Here is an 18412-nt window from a genome sequence, read left to right as displayed (position 1 = left end):
ATGAAGAACTTTTTAAACTTATCTTTTTTACTGCTTTTGTTGTGCTCGGCACAGTTTTCAAAAGCCCAGTTATCGGTCACCGGGGCCGGTAATGCCCAAAAAATCTATAAAGAAATGGCGGGTTTTAATAGCCAAACGGCTACCACGAATAACCCCTGGAATAATGCCAACATGCGTAGTGCTTTTGAGAAAACCGGATCTCCGCTCATTCGCTATCCTGGTGGTACTGTAAGTACCTATTGGGATTATCAAGAGGCTCGCCTGTTTAATGTTACTGAAGGTGAAATTGATGTCAACTCAACTAACCGTGCATTTATCGACAAAAAACATGTCATCAACTGGATTAATACCTTCCCTCGTGGAAAAAACCCAGTTTCTGATCTCCAAAAGTTGATCAAACATATGGAGGGTCAAACTGAGGTAATGTGGGTATTGAACATGACCACCCCTGGTGCTGATTATTTCACCCAATTGTGGCAACGTGAAATAGACCAAACTCCTGGCAGTGATGATTGGTGGGCCATGATGGATGTTCGTTATGACAATGCCATGATCATGCTTGAGGATGCTGAAAATCGCAATATCCCGATTAAGTATATTGAGTTTGGTAATGAGTATTTCTTTGCCAAAGGGCCTTCAGGTACAGGTTCTAATGGTGGTGCACAAGTGGAGCCTTATTCTGCAGGTTCAACCAACTACCCAGATTTAGTAGGGGCATTTCCTGAAGATGGTGCGGCATATGCTATGGCAGTAAACAACTGGGCTGAGCGATTGAAAAAGCGTTTTCCGGGTGTTGTATTGGCAGCTACAGCTTCTGATGCCAACTCAGATGATGCTACCACTCGTCGTAATGCTTGGAACGAAAAAGTCGTGCCTCATTTGGATAAGGATTATATTGATGCGGTAAGTTTACACATCTATGGTGGTGTGCATGATGGTAATATGATCACTGATGAAGAGAATATGCTTGCTGCTTTGGGTTCTATAAAAGAATCTTGGGAACACGATAGCCTTCGTTCAAAAATGCCTAAGGATTTTGATTACTGGATCACTGAGTTTGATGCTACATCGAATAAACCTGAAGAGGGTGAACGTTCTTGGGGATTAGGGATGGCTTCTATCTTCCAGGCTTGGAACTGGATGAAAAATGGTAACCTTGGTTTGTTGTGTTTTCACCAATTTACAGATGTAGGTAAAGAATTACCTATCAATGCTTTTGGTGTTGCTTATTCCTTTTTGTCTAAAGCTTCTCGTGGATGTGAGTCGGCGGCATTGCTTAATATTGATGGCGTTGACCCAACGGATAAAGGTATTTTGCCTGTAATGGGAATGAAGTTCTCTCAAAACAGTCAAGGAACAGACCGCTACTTGTTTGTAAACTATACTGCAGAGAGCAAAACGATTGATGTAAGTACTTTAGAAGGTTTGGACGGTCAGGTTTATAACTTTACAAGCCAGGAATATGAGCGCGAAAATACACCAATTGAAGAAACAGCAACAATCACTGAAGGGCAAATTACGATTCCCGCTCACGGTTTAGCTTGGGTTGAATCGTCGGTAATTCATGTTGCTTCAGAATACATCCTTCGTGTGACTAATGCGGAAGATAAGGGTTCAGAAGTAGATTTTGGTATTGACTTGGGTGCTGTAACTCCTGCGGAAGGTGAAGTGCATGAATTTGCATTGACGATTAAAAACCTTGGACCAGCAACTCTTGAGTTCCATGCAGAGCAACCTTTTGTATTCTCCAATACTGACGGTCCTTTTTCTATGAATTTGGATGGCTTTAAGTACACCTTGGTACCTGAGCAAGGTAGTGATTTTACTCGCGTATATATTCAACTTGACCGCTCAGAGGTCGGTGAGTATCTAAGCCAACTGTCTGTGATGAACGCTGATGGTTCGGTATTCAAATCCTTCACGATCAGAGCTGAGGTTGCCGAAATGCGTTCTGCATTATCGTTAAGATTTAACGGTCAGGTTTTTGGGCCAGGAGAGCACGATGCACAATTGACTAAAGTGATTGACATTGGTACAACAAAAGAATACGAGCTTATCCTGTCTAACTCAGGGAAAGAAATCGCTATTTTCAAGGCCGATAGTACAGGTTGGTTTGGTGCTGAAGGATTTACATTGGATCCATTAGCAGATGGCATTAACCCGGGTGAAGTTTGGGATAAAAGATTGAGATTTACCGCTCAGGAATTAGGTGAATTTTCAGGGAAGTTGAGATTTACTACTGGTGGTGCTGAGGCAGATCAGACCATTGTCTTGAACCTTACTGGTGAAGTAGAACAAAGCCCTCGATTTAAAAAAGCGTCCTACTTTTTTGGTACCGATCAACTAAGTAATGGCGATGTGATCGACTGTGGGAATGTGGAAGTGGAAACTGGCGCCAATGTATTTACTTTGCTTATTGAAAATCTGGGGAATGAGCCTCTGATGATCGATCAGGATGCTTCAGGCTTTTCTAATGGCAACTTTACATTGTCGAATTTACCAGCATCTATTCCAGTAGGTGGGTTGTCAAGAGTTTCTATGACGGCTGATCATTCTACGGAACGCCAATTGGCAGCAAACTTAAAGATTGTTACTGATGCTGATGAAAATTCAGAAATGAATTTTGCTGTTAAAGCCAACATTTATGAAAACGTTGCTAAAATTTATGTTACGCAGTCGGGTACTGTAATCGAGACGGGTGCTGAAATCGATTTTGGTAAATCAGAAGACGAAGAGGATGTTATTCGTAAAGTCTTTGTATTGGAAAATACAGGCTTTATTCAGCTTGAAATCTCTGAAATTACCAATGAAGGTGATGCAGAAGCATTCATGATTGACGATGCAAACATGAAGAAAAGCTTGGCACAAGGAGAAAAGACAACCTTTGCAGTAGAATATAGCAGCATTGGAATAGCAGAAGTGATGTCGAAAATCACCTTAAAATCTAATGCCATTGAAGAATTTTCTTTTAATGCTAAAGGAGAAGGGAACTTTACGCTTTCAAATGACAAGTCCAAAGGAGGAATATTGCTTTTCCCATCGGTGATTAAATCTGGAGAAGGCTTAAACATTAATCCTTTTGATGGCGAGATCAGCCTGAGTATCACCTCTTTCAGCGGTCAGTCTCAAATTCAGTTTTCAGGAAATCACAAGCAGGTATCTGAAATTTTAAAATCAAAGATTCCTTCGCTGAATCCGTCGATGTATATCGTTCATATTTTCTATAATCGTACATCATACTCACAAAAATTGATGATTCAATGATGCGATTAATTCCTTTCATGCTCCTGATGATTTCATTGGGAGCATGTTCTCAAAAATCTCAGTCCGAAAGCCAGGCAAATGCCAAATCTTCAGAGAAAAGGCCTAATATGGTCTTCATCTATGTGGATGATATGGGCTGGGCAGATCTGAGCTGTTACAACAACACCTATCACGAAAGCCCTCGAATCGATGCTTTTGCAGAGCAGGGGGTTCGCTATACCAATGCCTACGCTCCGGCACCGGTTTGTTCGCCGGCAAGGGCAGGGGTGTTCTCCGGTCAGTACCCTGCACGTTTGGGTGTTACAGACTGGATTCCTGGCCATTGGCGACCTTATGAAAAAAAGCTCGCAGTGGTAAACCGCACCCAGCACTTGCCTTTGGAAGTAGAAACTTTCGGCGAGGCATTGCGTGATGCGGGTTACAAAACCGGTTATTTCGGCAAATGGCATTTGGGCGATGAAGAAGAATATTTTGTCGATAAGCAAGGCTTTGACGATGTGGTAATGTATCAGGGTGGAGGAACTTATTATGGATTGAATAAGAAGTTTTACCCAACCCAACAGATTGAAGATTCAGTTTATCTGACAGACGCACTGACCAATTATGCGGTAGATTTTCTGGAAAGAAATCAGGATTCTACCTTCTTCTTGGTTATCTCGCACTTCGCTGTTCACCTGCCGTTGGAAGTGCCAGACAGTCTGTATAATCAATTCAAAGACAAGCCACACACCATGCCGGTTAATAACCCTTGGTATGCCGGAATGATCAAATCTTTGGACAACAATGTCGGTGTTGTTTTGGACAAAATCGACGAGCTGAATTTGGCCGACAACACCATGATTGTCTTCTATTCGGACAATGGTGGTTTGCATGAGCCTTACCGGAAAGAATATTTGAAATATACCCGTAATCAGCCGGTAACTTCAAATAAACCATTGAAAGGGGAGAAAGGAAATCTTTACGAAGGCGGTATTCGTGTACCGATGATGGTCCGTTGGCCAGGGCATACCAAAGCCAATACGGTATCGGATATTCCGGTAAGTGGTATTGATTTGTATCCGACCTTCCTGGAGATTGCTGGGGTGGAAAAAGGAAATCGAGTATTGGATGGACAATCCATGATCCCAACCTTTGATGGCACAAGTACCGCCAAAGATCGCGCCTTGTTCTGGCATTATCCGGTTTTCCACCATGGCGAGCCTGCCAGTGCGATGAGAAAAGGAAACTACAAGGTGATCAAAAATTATATCACCGAAGAAGTTGAGATTTATGATCTTTCCTCTGATTTGGGAGAGAGCAAAAATATCGCCGACCAGGATCCTGCCCTTACCGCAAAGCTGGTTCAGGAGTTGGATAATCACCTGTCGGAAGTGAAGGCTGAATTACCACAAGACAATCCTGATTTTGATCCTAAACGCCGACATGAATGGGGAATTCATCCGGATAAGGAGCAAAATTTGTAAGTTTTTATTATTTTGAAAAAGTATCTTGGTTCAGGCATCTCACTTGGATCAAGATATCTTTTTTTTTAGTGTTTCTGTTGGAGTTTACATTTGTACCGGACGGTACGGACGTTGCATGCAACGTCCCTACAATAGCGATCTCTGATTTTTGTTTGATGATCTGGGCAACATCTTTGTACAAGCATTCACTCCATTTTTTTTAACCATCGCATCATCCATGAGAACAATACCATCCTTATTTTTGAGTTTGATTTTATGTAGTTGGGCATGTAGTCCTGCTACCCAAAAACAACCCACCGCCGAGGCCAAACAGCCTAATGTGTTGTTTATCCTCGCCGATGATATGGGCTATGGCGATATTGCTGCCTATACCAATAACCCCTTGATGAACACCCCGAATCTTGATCGTTTGATGCAAGAGGGAACTTCATTCATGAACGCCCACACGCCTTCAGGGGTTTGTACACCTACCCGATATTCTGTTTTGACAGGCCGTTACAGCTGGCGTTCGAAGCTGCAAAGTGGCGTGCTTTTTGGCTTCGATCAGCCATTGATCGAAGAGGATGAGTTCACGATCGGGAAAATGTTTCAATCCAAAGGTTACCGCACGGCATCCATTGGAAAATGGCATTTGGGCTTGCCGTGGGAATTGGCCGATGATTCCAACTATGAAGAGAGAACCAAAGATAAGATCTTCTTTCAAGTCTTGGCCAAAGAAAAAGACGTCAAGCCTAATGCGCCTTTCACCGATCAGCAATGGCACAACAAAAGAGGGTTTGATCATTTTTATGGCATCTCTGCCTCTTTGGATATCCCGCCTTATGGTTTTGTCGAGGATGCACATTACGTAAGTGCGCTTGACAGTGCTTTGCAGGATGAAAAACATCAGATCGACAACAAAAAAGATTTCTGGCGTGGAGGTTTATCCACCAGCGGATTCGACCCAAATGAGGTTTTGGATACTTTCGTGGACAAGGCTTCCGCTTTTATCACAAAAGATCAGGACAAACCATTTTTCATTTATTTGCCATTCACCGCACCACACACGCCTTGGCTTCCTGCTGATGAGTTTATTGGCAAATCAGGTGCCGGAAAATACGGTGATTTTGTTACGATGATGGATGCCTATGTGGGGCGTTTGGAGAAAGTGTTGGAAAAGACAGGACAGTTGGACAATACGATCATTATTTTCAGTTCCGATAATGGCGCTTCGATTGGTTCTATTCAGGAATTGGGTGGCAGCGGTCACCGTGCCAACGGTAAATTCCGTGGTCAAAAAGGTGACCTTTACGAAGGCGGACACCGTGTGCCGCTGATCATGAAATGGAAAGGACATATTCCTGCCAACAACCGACGCAATGACTTGGTGATGTTGAATGATATTGTCGCAACAATGGGAGAGGTGGTCAATGCCGAAATCCCTGTGGGTGGAGCCGTGGATAGCCATAGTTTCTATGGTGCCTTGATGAATGAAAAAGGCTTCAAAGGAAGAACATCCGCCGTTTATCATTCGCAGGTAGGAACCTTCGGTTTGCAATCGGGAGATTATAAATTCATTGAGCATTTGGGCTCCGGTGGTTTTACCAAACCAAGAATTATTAAGCCGAAAAAAGGACAGGTTAACCGACAGTTATTCAACCTGAAGGAAGACCCTGCCGAGCAGAACGATTTGGCACCGACTTCCCCTGAGTTGGTGAAGAAAATGCAAGACGAACTGGATCAGATTCGTGGCTGGAAAAAAGCCATTTAAGCATCCTGCAAAACAGATAAAATTAAAAAGCCTGAAGGTCTTATCGACTTTCAGGCTTTTTGTTTTTTGTAACCTCAGTGAAGAATTATAGGCTCAAGTGCTTGTTGACCACATCAGCATAAGAAATTTTCAACGTTACATTGTTTGATCCTTCTGCTAAATCATAAACCTTGAAGTAAGTGAATTTTGCAGGCACAATAATGATTTCCGTCTGTCCAGCATGCAGGTCATTCACTGTAAATTTCATCGGCTCATCAGTACCGTTGTTCATGCGTAAAGTATGAAACCCCTTTTGCTTCAGTTCATAAATACCGGCAACGTCCACGCGGGTAAAATCAGCACCATTCTTCACCTTCACCACTCGGTAACCCGCCTCAATGGCTTTATAAGGCGATACATTTACCGAAATGGTGGTTTCTCCCAAATGGTCATCCGTTTGATCCTGAATCATATCCAATGACAGATCAGTGGTTTCATTCACACGGATATTGAAAACGGTAGGCTGAATGAGCACATACTTAATGCCGTCATGCATAAAACTGGCTTCCTGTACGGTATGCTCTCCTGCGGAAAGAATGATATCCGACGCTTCCTCCGTAATCTGATAGTCCTTACCGTCGATCACCAAATCCAGAATCAGGTTTCCCATGTCCTCCTGTGTCGCTCTCGCATGGTCAGGTAAGTTGATGTTTAGCGCAAGGCTCAAAGTGCCGGTTGGTTCTTCCAGCATTTCCGGTGTGGTGTTACAGGCAGTAGCAAATAAGACCATCGATAGTAGGGCAAAAAATAATTTTTTCATAATAATTTAAAATGTTTTTCGGACGCCATCGTGGCGCCATTTTGCGAATATTAAAAATGAATAGGTTTGATCAGCTGTGGTGAAGCTGAAAATATTTTAATTGAAAAGGAGCATTTTTACAGCTGCAGCGCGCCAAAAAGGAGTGGCATCAGGTGGTTTGAAAATGGGTAACGCCCGGCGATTTTTTTGCATCGTAACAGAACTTTCATTGGTTGATAAATTTTGGTTTCAAAGGCAATACAGGCCACTTGCAAGGGCACTGTTTCGCTTTGTTTATGTGAATTTGGCAATCGAAAGTGAAGTGTAGATGCTTCGGAAATGTTTTGCTGGATTTTTTTTTAAATCGGAAGGGTGAACCTGCTCTTAGGTCACCATTATTTTTTCTTAACCCTCAATTCATGAAACTACATTATACTTATTTTTTCCTTCTGCTATTTTTTGGCTTTTACCCTGCCCAAAGTAGCTTTGCCCAGCAATTTGGCGACGCCGATCAGTGGGAGAGCCTGAACCCTGGTGGTGGAGGGCAGATTCAGGATTTATATTTCGATCAGCTGAAAGAAGGCCGGATGTGGTTTTCTTCAGACATGGAAGGGATTTACCGTTCCGATGATTTTGGAAATAGCTGGCAGCATGTCAGCAGGGACCTTATTCACAGTATGTCTTTCACCATGAAACAGTCCCATAATGGCAGCCGAATGTATCAGGGGGGGCTTTTCAATGCCAATATTTCTGATAATGCCGATGCCGATGATCCGAAGAACATCACCTGGACGCCCATTCCAATTACCGAGGGCGATGCCATTGCTGCGATTGCTATTTCTTCCGATGACCAAACGGTTGTGCTGGCGCCAGGCTGGCAGAACAAGGATCCGCAGAAATGTCAAAAGGCACTTTTGGAGCCTGTGCAGGACCTGACGACCGATAAATTTAATGGAAAGCGAAATATTTACATCAGCCGTGATGCTGGCAGCAGCTGGGAATCGGTGAACTATGAGGCCGAAGAAGGATACCGCCATGTATTCGGCGTAGCCATTCACCCCCAAAATGATCATATTTTTATTGGCTCGGCGAGTGGAGTTTATCAGTCCACCAATCAGGGGCATTCTTTTACTTTGATCCCCGAACCTGCCGATGCTTTGCGTGGGGCAGGTTATGCCAATTCCTGTAACAACCGACCTGATGGTGGTTCACGTGGACTGACGATCGACCCCACAGGCAAACACCTTTATGCCGTTTACCAAACACAGGGAGGATCCAATTACCTTGACAAACGGTGGGCGGTTTACCATGCTTCCATTGGGGAAGACGGTGCCGTGGGCGACTGGGAAAAAATCATGACTGGCCTTCAGGACAACTGTGAATGGTACAATCCCAAAGTTGATCCTCGCTCGACAGCAAACAGCCAAAAGCTGATGGTCGGGGTCGTTTGGGGAAATAATGTCAACCGTGTGGGTTTGTGGGAAAATACCCTCAATTTTGATGAACAGGATGCGCTGGTATCAGATCAGTGGGAGTGGATCATCGACAAGCCTTCCACGGCCAACTGTTTCGATTTTGAAATTGGGTGGGAAGATCGGGGCTTTATCGTTCGGGCCTTTGATTATGCACCATTGTCGTGGAGTAATCCAGCCATTTTAGCGATGGGCGGCATGAATGTCTTCCTCGGAAATCCAGCAAATGAAGGTTTTCCATGTACACCTGGCAGCTGGAAAGAGGTGTATGGCATGGTGGTTCCAAGTGAGGCCTCCACGCACACCATGTCGCGCACACGCGGTTTTGCTTCTCCCTACGCCTATGATATGTCCGCTTATAAAAACTATATGGTACAGGGAAATGCGGACCACGGAATGCTTCAGAGTTTTGATTATGGCTATTCGTGGAGCTCTGAAGCGGGACCTTCGAATGTTACCAATGCCATGGCTACACTGATCATCGAAGGGGACAACCCATTGGTTTTAGTGGATGGAAGAGTAGGCTGGGGCGCGCCAAGTCCCGTGTCTGGTGGTTTGTATGCCCACCGATTGAACCTCGAAAAAATGGGTAATGCTTCCGACTGGAAGCTGATCGGCGGAAGCAGTTCTTCGTCGGCTGCCACAACTAATGGCTTGCCTTCGAGAAATTATCGGGTCATCACCAATGATCCATCGATCCCCCAGCGGGTTTATATCGGAACAAGGGGCGCATCATGGACAGGAACCAAAGGAGGAATATATCTTGCTGATGACATCTCGGCGGTTTATGAGGGGCAGGAAAACTGGCGAAAAATTACGGATAGCAGTTTTGATAATTTTGACGTCAGGGATGTTTGGGTGGACCCCTATGATAGCGATTATATTTATTGCGCTGGACACCATTCGGGTAACAGTGGGCGGATTTTCCGTGGGAAGCGCAATGCCGACGGTTCCTATACCTGGACCGATTTGCCGAGTAGCTTTAATAAAGGAACCACCGACCTTTATGCATGGGATCGTGGTAATGGCAGCAGCTGGCTGGTAGCCGCAACCACCATCAATAATGTCTATGGCATTTATATCAATAAATCGCCGCAGGCTGCCAATTTCAATAACGCTGCCGCCTGGGAATATACCGGCTTTGATACGGAGGCTTCTTTGGAAATCCGACCAGAAAAATGGCAGGTCAGGGAACGCACGATAAATATTGGTGGATTGGCCGCATATGGCGACTACCTCGTGGCCTGTACCATGATCGGGACCCACAAAAAAGGGCTTGGCGTCTTTTTGGCGAAAGTTACTGATGATGAAAACTTGAGCTGGAGCGACTGGACGTACTCGGGGAAAAATCAGGTTTCAATGCCTCACCCGATGACCAATCAGGCCAAGATTTTTATAGAAAACGATACGCCTTATTATTATGTCGCAACGGCGGGTATTGGGCCCTGGAGAAGAAGCCTTCCCGTAACTGATTGTGATTTGTCTTTGCCGAAATCCACTTTGGTTTTTCCTGCTGAAGGAGGATCCCAATCCATAACTGTTGGAGGTGCAGCAGATTTTGAGCTTGCGGTGAATCATGATTTTATATCCGTAGCAAAAAATGGCCGCACACTGACCATCACTGTGGCACCTTATGGTGATGTGGTTGACCGGCAGGGAGTTCTTGCCGTGATGGGCTGCGGAAGCGAACACCTCTCAATCATTCAGGAAGCTGCGGAAAGCAAAAAATATGAGCTGATTTTAAAGAATGCCACAGGCGCAGGCTTTTATGAAGCAGGCCAACAGGTTACCGTAAGCGCCAATGCCGATGAAGGCGCAGGGGTATTTTTGAATTGGGCAGGGGCTACTTTTGTGCTCGGACAGGCGCTGGAAGAACGCGAACAAACTTTCGTGATGCCTGAAAGAAACGTTAATCTGTGGGCGGAATTTGTGCCGACCTCCGTAACGCTGACGGTAGTTGGTGGAGCAGGAAGCGGTGATTATGAAGTGGGGGAAGCGGTAAGCATTACTGCTGATGCTGCCGACGAAGGGTTGATGTTTGACCGTTGGACGGGTGCAGTAGCCACCATTTCGGATGTCAATCAGGCCTCCACAACCATGATCGTGCCTTCAAAAGACGCGGTGGTACAAGCGACCTACAAAACAGCTACTTACGCCTTGAATGTAGAAGGCGGAGAAGGCAGTGGGTTTTATCAGCTTGGCGATCGTATCAGTATCAAGGCCGATGATCCTGCTGAGGGTTTTCTGTTCGATCAGTGGACGGGTGATGTAGCAGCGCTTGATGATGCTGGCGACCGTGAAACCACCATTACCATGCCTGCTGAAGAGGTGAATATCAAATCTTCATATCGGGAAATTGTGTACCTGTTGAAAGTGATTAACGGGACCAATGAAGGCAGATACCCAAAGGGGGAAATCGTTACGATTGAAGCGGATGCACCAGCAGAAGGCGCGCGCTTTGTGGCCTGGACAGGCGATACGGAATTTTTGGAAGATGCTACGGCACCCAAAACTGCCGTTACCATGCCTGCCCATGGCGTAAAGGTGGAGGCGACTTATGAAACACAGCCTCTAAATGCTTCCGATGGAACACAACTTGTCATTATGCCGAATCCTGCAAAAGGACATTTCGTCATCCCTTCCTTAGATCAAAAAACGACCATCAATATTTTTAGTCCGCAGGGAGCCTTAATTCAGCAGTCCATTACCGATAATCAGGGGCGCGTCGATATTTCAGGCCTTCAGTCAGGAATTTATATTGTTCAGTTTGGAATGAAAAGCACCAAGCTGATTGTTACTCATTAGTGTTTAATTAAAGAGGGTATTCTTCCCTCAGCCCACGATATTTTGGTAGGTCGTGGGCTTTTTTGTTTTTAAACTTTTTGTTTTCAATGCTCTTTATCCAGGAATTACTTCTTCGCCGAATAAATCAGTTATCATAAATATTAATCCCGAGCAGGACTATAAATTGACCCAATGACCAATCGTGCGATTCCGTTTCGTGAGCAGCTAATCAAACCTACAAATTACCCCAATGATCTATCGCGAGACTCCGTCTCGTGAGAATCTAATCAAGCCTACAAAAAACCTCAATGATCTATCGCGAGACTCCGTCTCGTGAGAATCTAATCAAGCCTACAAAAAACCTCAATGATCTATCGCGAGACTCCGTCTCGTGAGAATCTAATCAAGCCTACAAATTACCCCAATGACCTGTCGCGCGACTCCGTCTCGTGAGAATCTAATCAAGCCTACAAATTACCCCAATGACCTGTCGCGCGACTCCGTCTCGTGAGCAGCTCATCAAGGCTCCGAATTAGCCCATTGACCTGTCGCGAGACTCTGTCTCGTGAGCAGCTCATCAAGGCTGCGAATTATTCCAATGACCTGTCGCGAGACTCTGTCTCGTGAGAATCTAATCAAGCCTACAAATTACCCCAATGACCTATCGGGCGACTCTGTCTCGTGAGCAGCTCATCAAGCCTACAAATAACCTCAATGATCTATCGCGAGACTCCGTCTCGTGACAAGCTTATCAAGGTTGCGAATTAGCCCAATGACCTATCGCGAGACTCCGTCTGGTGAGCAGCTAATTAAGCCTACAAATAACCTCAATGACCTATCGCGAGACTCCGTCTCGTGAGAGGCTAATCAAGCCTACAAATAACCTCAATGACCTGTCGCGCGACTCTGTCTCGTGACAAGCTTATCAAGGCGGTGAATTACCCCAATGACCTATCGGGCGACTCTGTCTCGTGAGAATCTAATCAAGCCTACAAATTACCCCAATGACCTATCGGGCGACTCCGTCTCGTGAGAATCTCATCAAGCCTACAAATTACCCCAATGACTTGTCGCGCGACTCTGTCTCGTGAGAATATCATCAAGCCTACAAATTACCCCAATGACCTGTCGCGAGACTCCGTCTCGTGAGAGGCTAATCAAGCCTACAAATTACCTCAATGACCTGTCGCGCGACTCTGTCTCGTGACAAGCTAATGGTAAGAATAATATTGATCCCGAGTGGGATGCTTACAATAAATTTTGACCATGGACCCAACTTCCTGTTTTGATCGACGGCAGCCTTGAAAAATATTTTTTGGCCTTCAGTTCAAGATACTTTAGTGTTTTTTCGACTATAAAAAGGTCTTATTTCGGCAAGTGATAGAAAATATCACGGTAATTTCAGGCATTTTTCCTTGCAATATATTGGTGATGAAGATCCACCGTTCATAGAGTAGTATTCCTGATTTGGTAAGTAATCGGCTGTTTTTTAGGAGTTTGAGTTTTGTTTCCGAGGGGTTGAGGACATCTTGATCAGAGGGGAGATCAATAAAATTATATCAAATGGATAATTAAAAGAGTTCGGCGGTCATCTATAAGTGATTTGTAGCGCATTTGTATTAAAATAGTATGAAGAGAAAACCGGTCGGTATATGGCGGATCGTTTTCTGTCAACCTATAAATGATACACAATGATATTAAGACTACATTTTTTAAGCCTGTTTATTTTTTGTTGCTCCTTCATGGTTAGCGGTCAAAATTTTGGCGATGCAGATCAGTGGGAAAGTCTCAACCCTGGTGGGGGTGGGCAAATTCAGGACCTGTACTTTGATCGCCAAACGGAAGGGCGCATCTGGTTTTCTTCCGACATGGAAGGCATTTACCGTTCAGATGATTTTGGTCAGCATTGGACCCACGTAAGCCGGGACCTTGTTCATGGGATGTCTTTTACCCTGTTGCAGGAAAAGAATGGCAGCCGCATGTATCAGGGGGGGCTTTATGGAGCCAATATTTCTGATAACGCCTGGACGGACCATCCGCTTGAAGTTACCTGGGCAACGATTCCAATCACGGAAGGCGACGCTATTGCCTCGATCGGGATCAGTTCCAACGACCAAATGGTTGTTTTGGCACCAGGCTGGCAAAATAAAGACCCTCAAAAATGTCAGAATGCCATTCTTGAACCTGTACAGGATTTAGCCTCAGGCAAGTTCAATGGTGTCCGAAATATTTACATCAGCCATGATGCAGGGATGAGTTGGGAAACGGCAGTTTATGAGCAGACTCCCGGCTATCGACATGTTTTCGGTGTGGCCGTTCACCCATTTTCAGATGATATTTATATAGGTGCCGCAAGTGGCATTTACCGTTCGCAGGATCAGGGTGCTTCTTTTCAGCTTATAGATGCCCCCGAAAATGCTTTGAGGGGCGCTGGAGATGCCACCAATTGTAACAGTCGGCCTGACGGTGGATCTCGCGGGCTGACCATCGATGCCTCAGGGAAGCATCTGTATGCGGTTTATCAGACACAGGGCGGATCCAGTTACGAGGATAAAAGATGGGAAATCTTTCATGCCAATATCCATGAGGATGGTACATTGGGCCAATGGACAAAGGTGATGAACAACCTGGCCAGTACTGCGGAGTGGTATAACCCCAAGGTAGACCCACGTTCAACGGCCACGGAACAAAAATTACTGATAGGAACCGTCTGGAGTAACAATGCCAATCGGGTAGGGCTTTGGGAAGCGACACTCAATTTTGATCAGCAAGATGAGCTTCAGCAACATTCCTGGGAGAAAATTATTGAAAAACCAACCAAAGGCGCCAATGGAAATTGTTTTGAGTTTGAGGTGGGCTGGGAAGAACGTGCTTTTATCGTTCGTGCCTATGATTACGCTCCGAAAAGCTGGAACGCCCCTGCTATTGTTGCCATGGGTGGGATGAATGTCTTTTTGGGCGACCCTTTGGCCGATGGTTTTCCTTGTAGTGCAGCAAGCTGGCACGAGATTTACGGCGAAATCATTCAAAGCTCAGCCACCAGCCATACCATGTCGCGAACAAGGGGATTCGCCTCGCCATATGCCTACGATATGGATGTTTATGAAAATTACATGTTGCAGGGGAATGCCGATCATGGGCTTTTGCAGAGTTTTGATTATGGCTATTCATGGACTTCTGAAGAAGGGCCACAGGGAGTAACCAATGTGATGTCGGTGCTGACAGTACCCACAGAAAGCCCAATGGTACTCGTAGATGCCCGAAAAGGTTTTGGGGCACCAAGCCCTACCGCTGGAGCCTTGTATGCTTTGAAATTGAACACGGAAACGTTGAATGATAAATCTGACTGGAAACTGATTGGTGGTGCCGTGCCTAATGGTGCCGGAGAAACTCAGGGGCTGCCTTCAAGAAATTTCAGGGTCATGACCCACGACAGTCATCAACTTGGAAGAGTATATGTGGGTACCCGTGGTATCGCTGGTACTGCCGACGGTGGAATATGGGTTGCTGAAGACATTGAGGCAGTGTATGATGGTACTCAGGACTGGCGAAAAATCACTCCTGAAGCCTTGGATGGCTTTGATATTCGTGATGTATGGGTGGACCCAACGGATGCCAGTTACCTCTTTGCCGCAGGGCACAATACGGGGGCTAATGGCCGGATTTTCCGTGGGCACCGCAACGACGAAGGGGTGTTTAGCTGGACCATTCTTCCTGACAGTTTCAACCGCTCTACCAACGACCTTTATGTTTGGAACCGTGGTAACGGACAGGTTTGGATTGCCGCGATTACGTCCATCAATGGGCATTACGGTTTGTATTTGAATAAAAATCCTTACGCAGATAATTTTGACACTGCCGAAGCCTGGGAGTTTACCGGTTTTGATGCTGCCAAGTCTTTAAGCATTCGTCCAGAAAAGTGGGCCGCAAATAGCCGAACCATAAATATTGGGGGCCTGGCCGCCGATGGCGATCACCTCGTGGTTTGTACCATGGTGAACAGCCACAAAAAAGGGCTGGGTGTGTTTTTAGCAACCGTAGATCAGGATTCAGAATTACAATGGTCTGACTGGACTTTCTCCGGGAAAAATGCCACTGCTATGCCACATGCCATGACCACGCAGGCAAAAATTATTCAGGAAAATGATCGTGCAGTTTATTATGTCGCTACGGCAGGCGTTGGCCCTTGGCGCCGCTCATTGCCGCAGCAAAATGATTGTGATATTTTACTGACTGAAGATCAATTGACTTTCGATGCACAAGGGGGAACCGCGACCATAGCCGTAACCAGTTATGAAGCATTTGATTTTGAGGTGGATCACGGTTTTGCCAAAGTGGAAAGGGAAGGAGATCAGCTGACCGTGGAGGTGGAGCCTTACGGCGGGGCGATTACACGCCATGCGGTAATTTCAGTCTATGGGTGTCAGTCCAAAAATATCGCGATAATTCAGCATGGAACCGCATCGCAGGGCATCGAAACTTTTGGCCATTTGCCCGATTACGCGCCATGGCAACGTGGTGTTACTTTTGTAGGTAACCATGGGGTGAACTGGGCTTTGGAAGAAGTGTCGCGAACATCGGTTATTGACGGCAACACCCTGAGATTAAGAGGGCAAACCGGTAGCGGTGATAATTTGACTTCTGCAGAAATTAAAGGCATCATCCCGATCGGTTTTCATACCTTGAAATTTCAGGCACAGCAGAACCAAATGGGCGATGGGCGAGAAAATGGAGCTTTGGAGGTTTATTTGAACGGAACGCTTCTTCAGACGGTGGAAGTACCGATAAATCAGTCGGCAGCGGAGGAATTCAGTTGGGAAAATCTTGACATGGCCGCGGGCACAGAACTGAAAATTGTTTGTGTAAGTAATTCAAAATCACCTGTCCATATCGATAATATCACCTGGATTGGCGAAGCGCCGAAGGTGGAGCTGACGATCGAAAACGGAAGTGGCTCCGGCTATTTTTCTGCTGGGGCATCGGTAACCGTTCAGGCTGATGTGGCGCCCGAAGGCTTAGAATTTGTCGGCTGGGAAGGGGCAACTTTTATTTTGGAAGATGACCCGATGAATACCACGCAAACATTCACGATGCCTAATCGAAATATTTATCTACGTGCGCGTTTCGAACAACCACTCACGCTATTTAATTTGATGGTAAACCGCGGAGCAGGTAGCGGTCAGTATGAAGAAGGGGATGAGGTTGCAATTCGGGCGGAAACGCCATTGGAAGGAGAGACATTTTTGGCCTGGTCAGGTGATGTAGATTATGTTTCTGATGTGAATTCTGCGGCAACAACAGTCGTGATGCCTGCGCAGGACATCAGTCTTACAGCCACTTACGAAACCCTTCATTTTGAATTATCAGTAACCGATGGTAGCGGAAGTGGCCGTTATGCTGTTGGCACTGAAGTTGATATTGTGGCTGAAGCAGCACCTGAAGGTCAGGAGTTCAGTCATTGGTCTGGGGACGTTGAATACTTGGAGAATGCGGAAGCGGCAAGCACAACACTGACGATGCCAGCGCAAGCGATTGCTATTGAGGCGATTTTTGAGGAGATCGGACAGTCATATACTTTGACAGTAACCGATGGCAGCGGAAGTGGCCGTTATGCTGTTGGTGCTGAGGTTGCTATTGTAGCAGAAGCGGCGCCCGAGGGAACAACCTTTGCCTATTGGTCAGGTGATACAGATTATGTTTCTGATGTGAATTCTGCGGCAACAACAATAGTAATGCCGGGGCAGGACATCAGCCTTACAGCCACTTACGAAACCCTTCAATTTGAATTATCAGTAACCGATGGCAGCGGAAGCGGCAATTATGCTGTTGGTACTGAGGTTGCTATTATGGCTGATACAGCACCCGAAGGTCAGGAGTTTAGTCATTGGTCTGGGGATGTTGAATACTTGGAGAATGCAGAAGTGGCAAGCACAACACTGACGATGCCAGCGCAAGCGGTTGCTATTGAGGCGATTTTTGAGGAGATCGAACAGTTATATACTTTGACAGTAACAGGAGGATCCGGTAGTGGAAATTATCTGGAAGGTAATCGGGTTGAAATTACAGCTACGGTTCCAACGGGTGAGGTATTTTTGCATTGGACAGGAGATACCCAAGCCGTAGAAGATGTTAATGAAGCCAAAAGTTATGTCACCATTGGGCAGGAAGATTTGGAGATTGAGGCAATTTTTGAGCAAATCCCTTTAGGAAGCCGCCAGGAATCGAGCAGTAAAATTTATCCTAACCCCGCTGCTGGTCAGTTTATGTTCAGCGCCTCGGATGCAGGAGGAATGTTAATCATTTACAATGCGCTGGGCAAAACAGTGGCATCGATTCAAATTCAGGCAGGCAGAAAACCCATTGATGTTAGTCACTTGCCAGAAGGCATGTATTTCGTGAGCTTCAATGGGCAGATCGAAAAGTTGCTGATTAAAAGAAATTAAGCCTATTGGTTTGGAATTAGGACTGAAAATGGCAGGAGCATTTCAAAATCAATAACGCACTTACATTGAGGTTATTGATTGACGAATGACCACTAATATTAAAGCACACTACTTTATGGAGTAGTGTGTTTTTTTTGCTCGGTATGTAAATAATGCAATTTTGATGGGTGGTATTTTTGGTGGTCAAAATCATTCACTCAATTAAAAAAATGATTTTTTAATCAAAATTTTATGATTTAATTCAGTTTTTAACTTTATTCATGATAACGGTTGGTTTAGTTGATCTTTGATTAATTATATTTTACTTCTCATGGAAGGAGATCGTACCGGATTTATTATATTTTTTAATGAAATAAACTTGATTTTGATATAGGGCAAAAGGCAGCTTTCAGCCTTATAAGATTAGCAATCAAATTAAGGCTAATTAATACTTAGATTAAAAGTAGCACAAGTAGCTG

At 45.2% G+C, this 18412-nt stretch carries 6 protein-coding genes; 5 read left to right on the top strand and 1 reads right to left on the bottom strand.

Going from position 1 to position 18412, the window contains the following annotated elements:
- The 3 genes from AABK40_RS07480 to AABK40_RS07470 all read left to right on the top strand — a co-directional run bounded on the left by AABK40_RS07480 (position 1) and on the right by AABK40_RS07470 (position 6477).
- Positions 1–3264 carry an Ig-like domain-containing protein gene (locus tag AABK40_RS07480; RefSeq protein WP_338396634.1) on the top strand — a complete coding sequence of 1088 codons (3264 nt, stop codon included), beginning with the start codon at positions 1–3 and terminating at the stop codon, positions 3262–3264.
- Positions 3261–4727, top strand: a complete 1467-nt coding sequence (locus tag AABK40_RS07475) for a sulfatase (RefSeq protein WP_338396633.1) — start codon at positions 3261–3263, stop codon at positions 4725–4727. Before AABK40_RS07480 ends, AABK40_RS07475 begins: the two co-directional genes overlap by 4 nt.
- A 217-nt stretch (positions 4728–4944) precedes the next feature.
- A complete protein-coding gene (locus tag AABK40_RS07470; protein WP_338396632.1) occupies positions 4945–6477 on the top strand; it encodes a sulfatase family protein in 1533 nt (510 codons plus the stop codon).
- Between the two features lie 85 nt (positions 6478–6562).
- Here AABK40_RS07470 and AABK40_RS07465 read toward each other — a convergent pair whose 3' ends face one another.
- On the bottom strand, positions 6563–7276 hold the full coding sequence (locus AABK40_RS07465) for a hypothetical protein (protein WP_338396631.1): 714 nt from the start codon (positions 7274–7276) through the stop codon (positions 6563–6565).
- Positions 7277–7674: 398 nt separating this feature from the next.
- Here AABK40_RS07465 and AABK40_RS07460 point away from each other — a divergent pair, with 398 nt between their 5' ends.
- Positions 7675–11532 (top strand): InlB B-repeat-containing protein, encoded by a 3858-nt coding sequence (locus tag AABK40_RS07460; protein ID WP_338396630.1) that lies wholly within the window; start codon positions 7675–7677, stop codon positions 11530–11532.
- Between the two features lie 1670 nt (positions 11533–13202).
- The gene (locus tag AABK40_RS07455; RefSeq protein WP_338396629.1) at positions 13203–17954 is read left to right on the top strand and encodes an InlB B-repeat-containing protein; all 4752 of its coding nucleotides are present in this window, start codon (positions 13203–13205) and stop codon (positions 17952–17954) included.
- Positions 17955–18412 lie beyond the last annotated feature (458 nt).

The organism is Persicobacter psychrovividus (genome assembly GCF_036492425.1).
GTDB classification, from domain to species: domain Bacteria; phylum Bacteroidota; class Bacteroidia; order Cytophagales; family Cyclobacteriaceae; genus Persicobacter; species Persicobacter psychrovividus.
Note: the sequence above shows the minus strand (reverse complement) of the source record. Positions and strands in the feature narration are given on the sequence as shown.

Bases quoted from the DNA above. Each gene is read 5' to 3' on its own strand.
- AABK40_RS07480 (WP_338396634.1), top strand. From the start codon at position 1: ATGAAGAACTTTTTAAACTTATCTTTTTTACTGCTTTTGTTGTGCTCG.
- AABK40_RS07475 (WP_338396633.1), top strand. From the start codon at position 3,261: ATGATGCGATTAATTCCTTTCATGCTCCTGATGATTTCATTGGGAGCA.
- AABK40_RS07470 (WP_338396632.1), top strand. From the start codon at position 4,945: ATGAGAACAATACCATCCTTATTTTTGAGTTTGATTTTATGTAGTTGG.
- AABK40_RS07465 (WP_338396631.1), bottom strand. From the start codon at position 7,276: ATGAAAAAATTATTTTTTGCCCTACTATCGATGGTCTTATTTGCTACT.
- AABK40_RS07460 (WP_338396630.1), top strand. From the start codon at position 7,675: ATGAAACTACATTATACTTATTTTTTCCTTCTGCTATTTTTTGGCTTT.
- AABK40_RS07455 (WP_338396629.1), top strand. From the start codon at position 13,203: ATGATATTAAGACTACATTTTTTAAGCCTGTTTATTTTTTGTTGCTCC.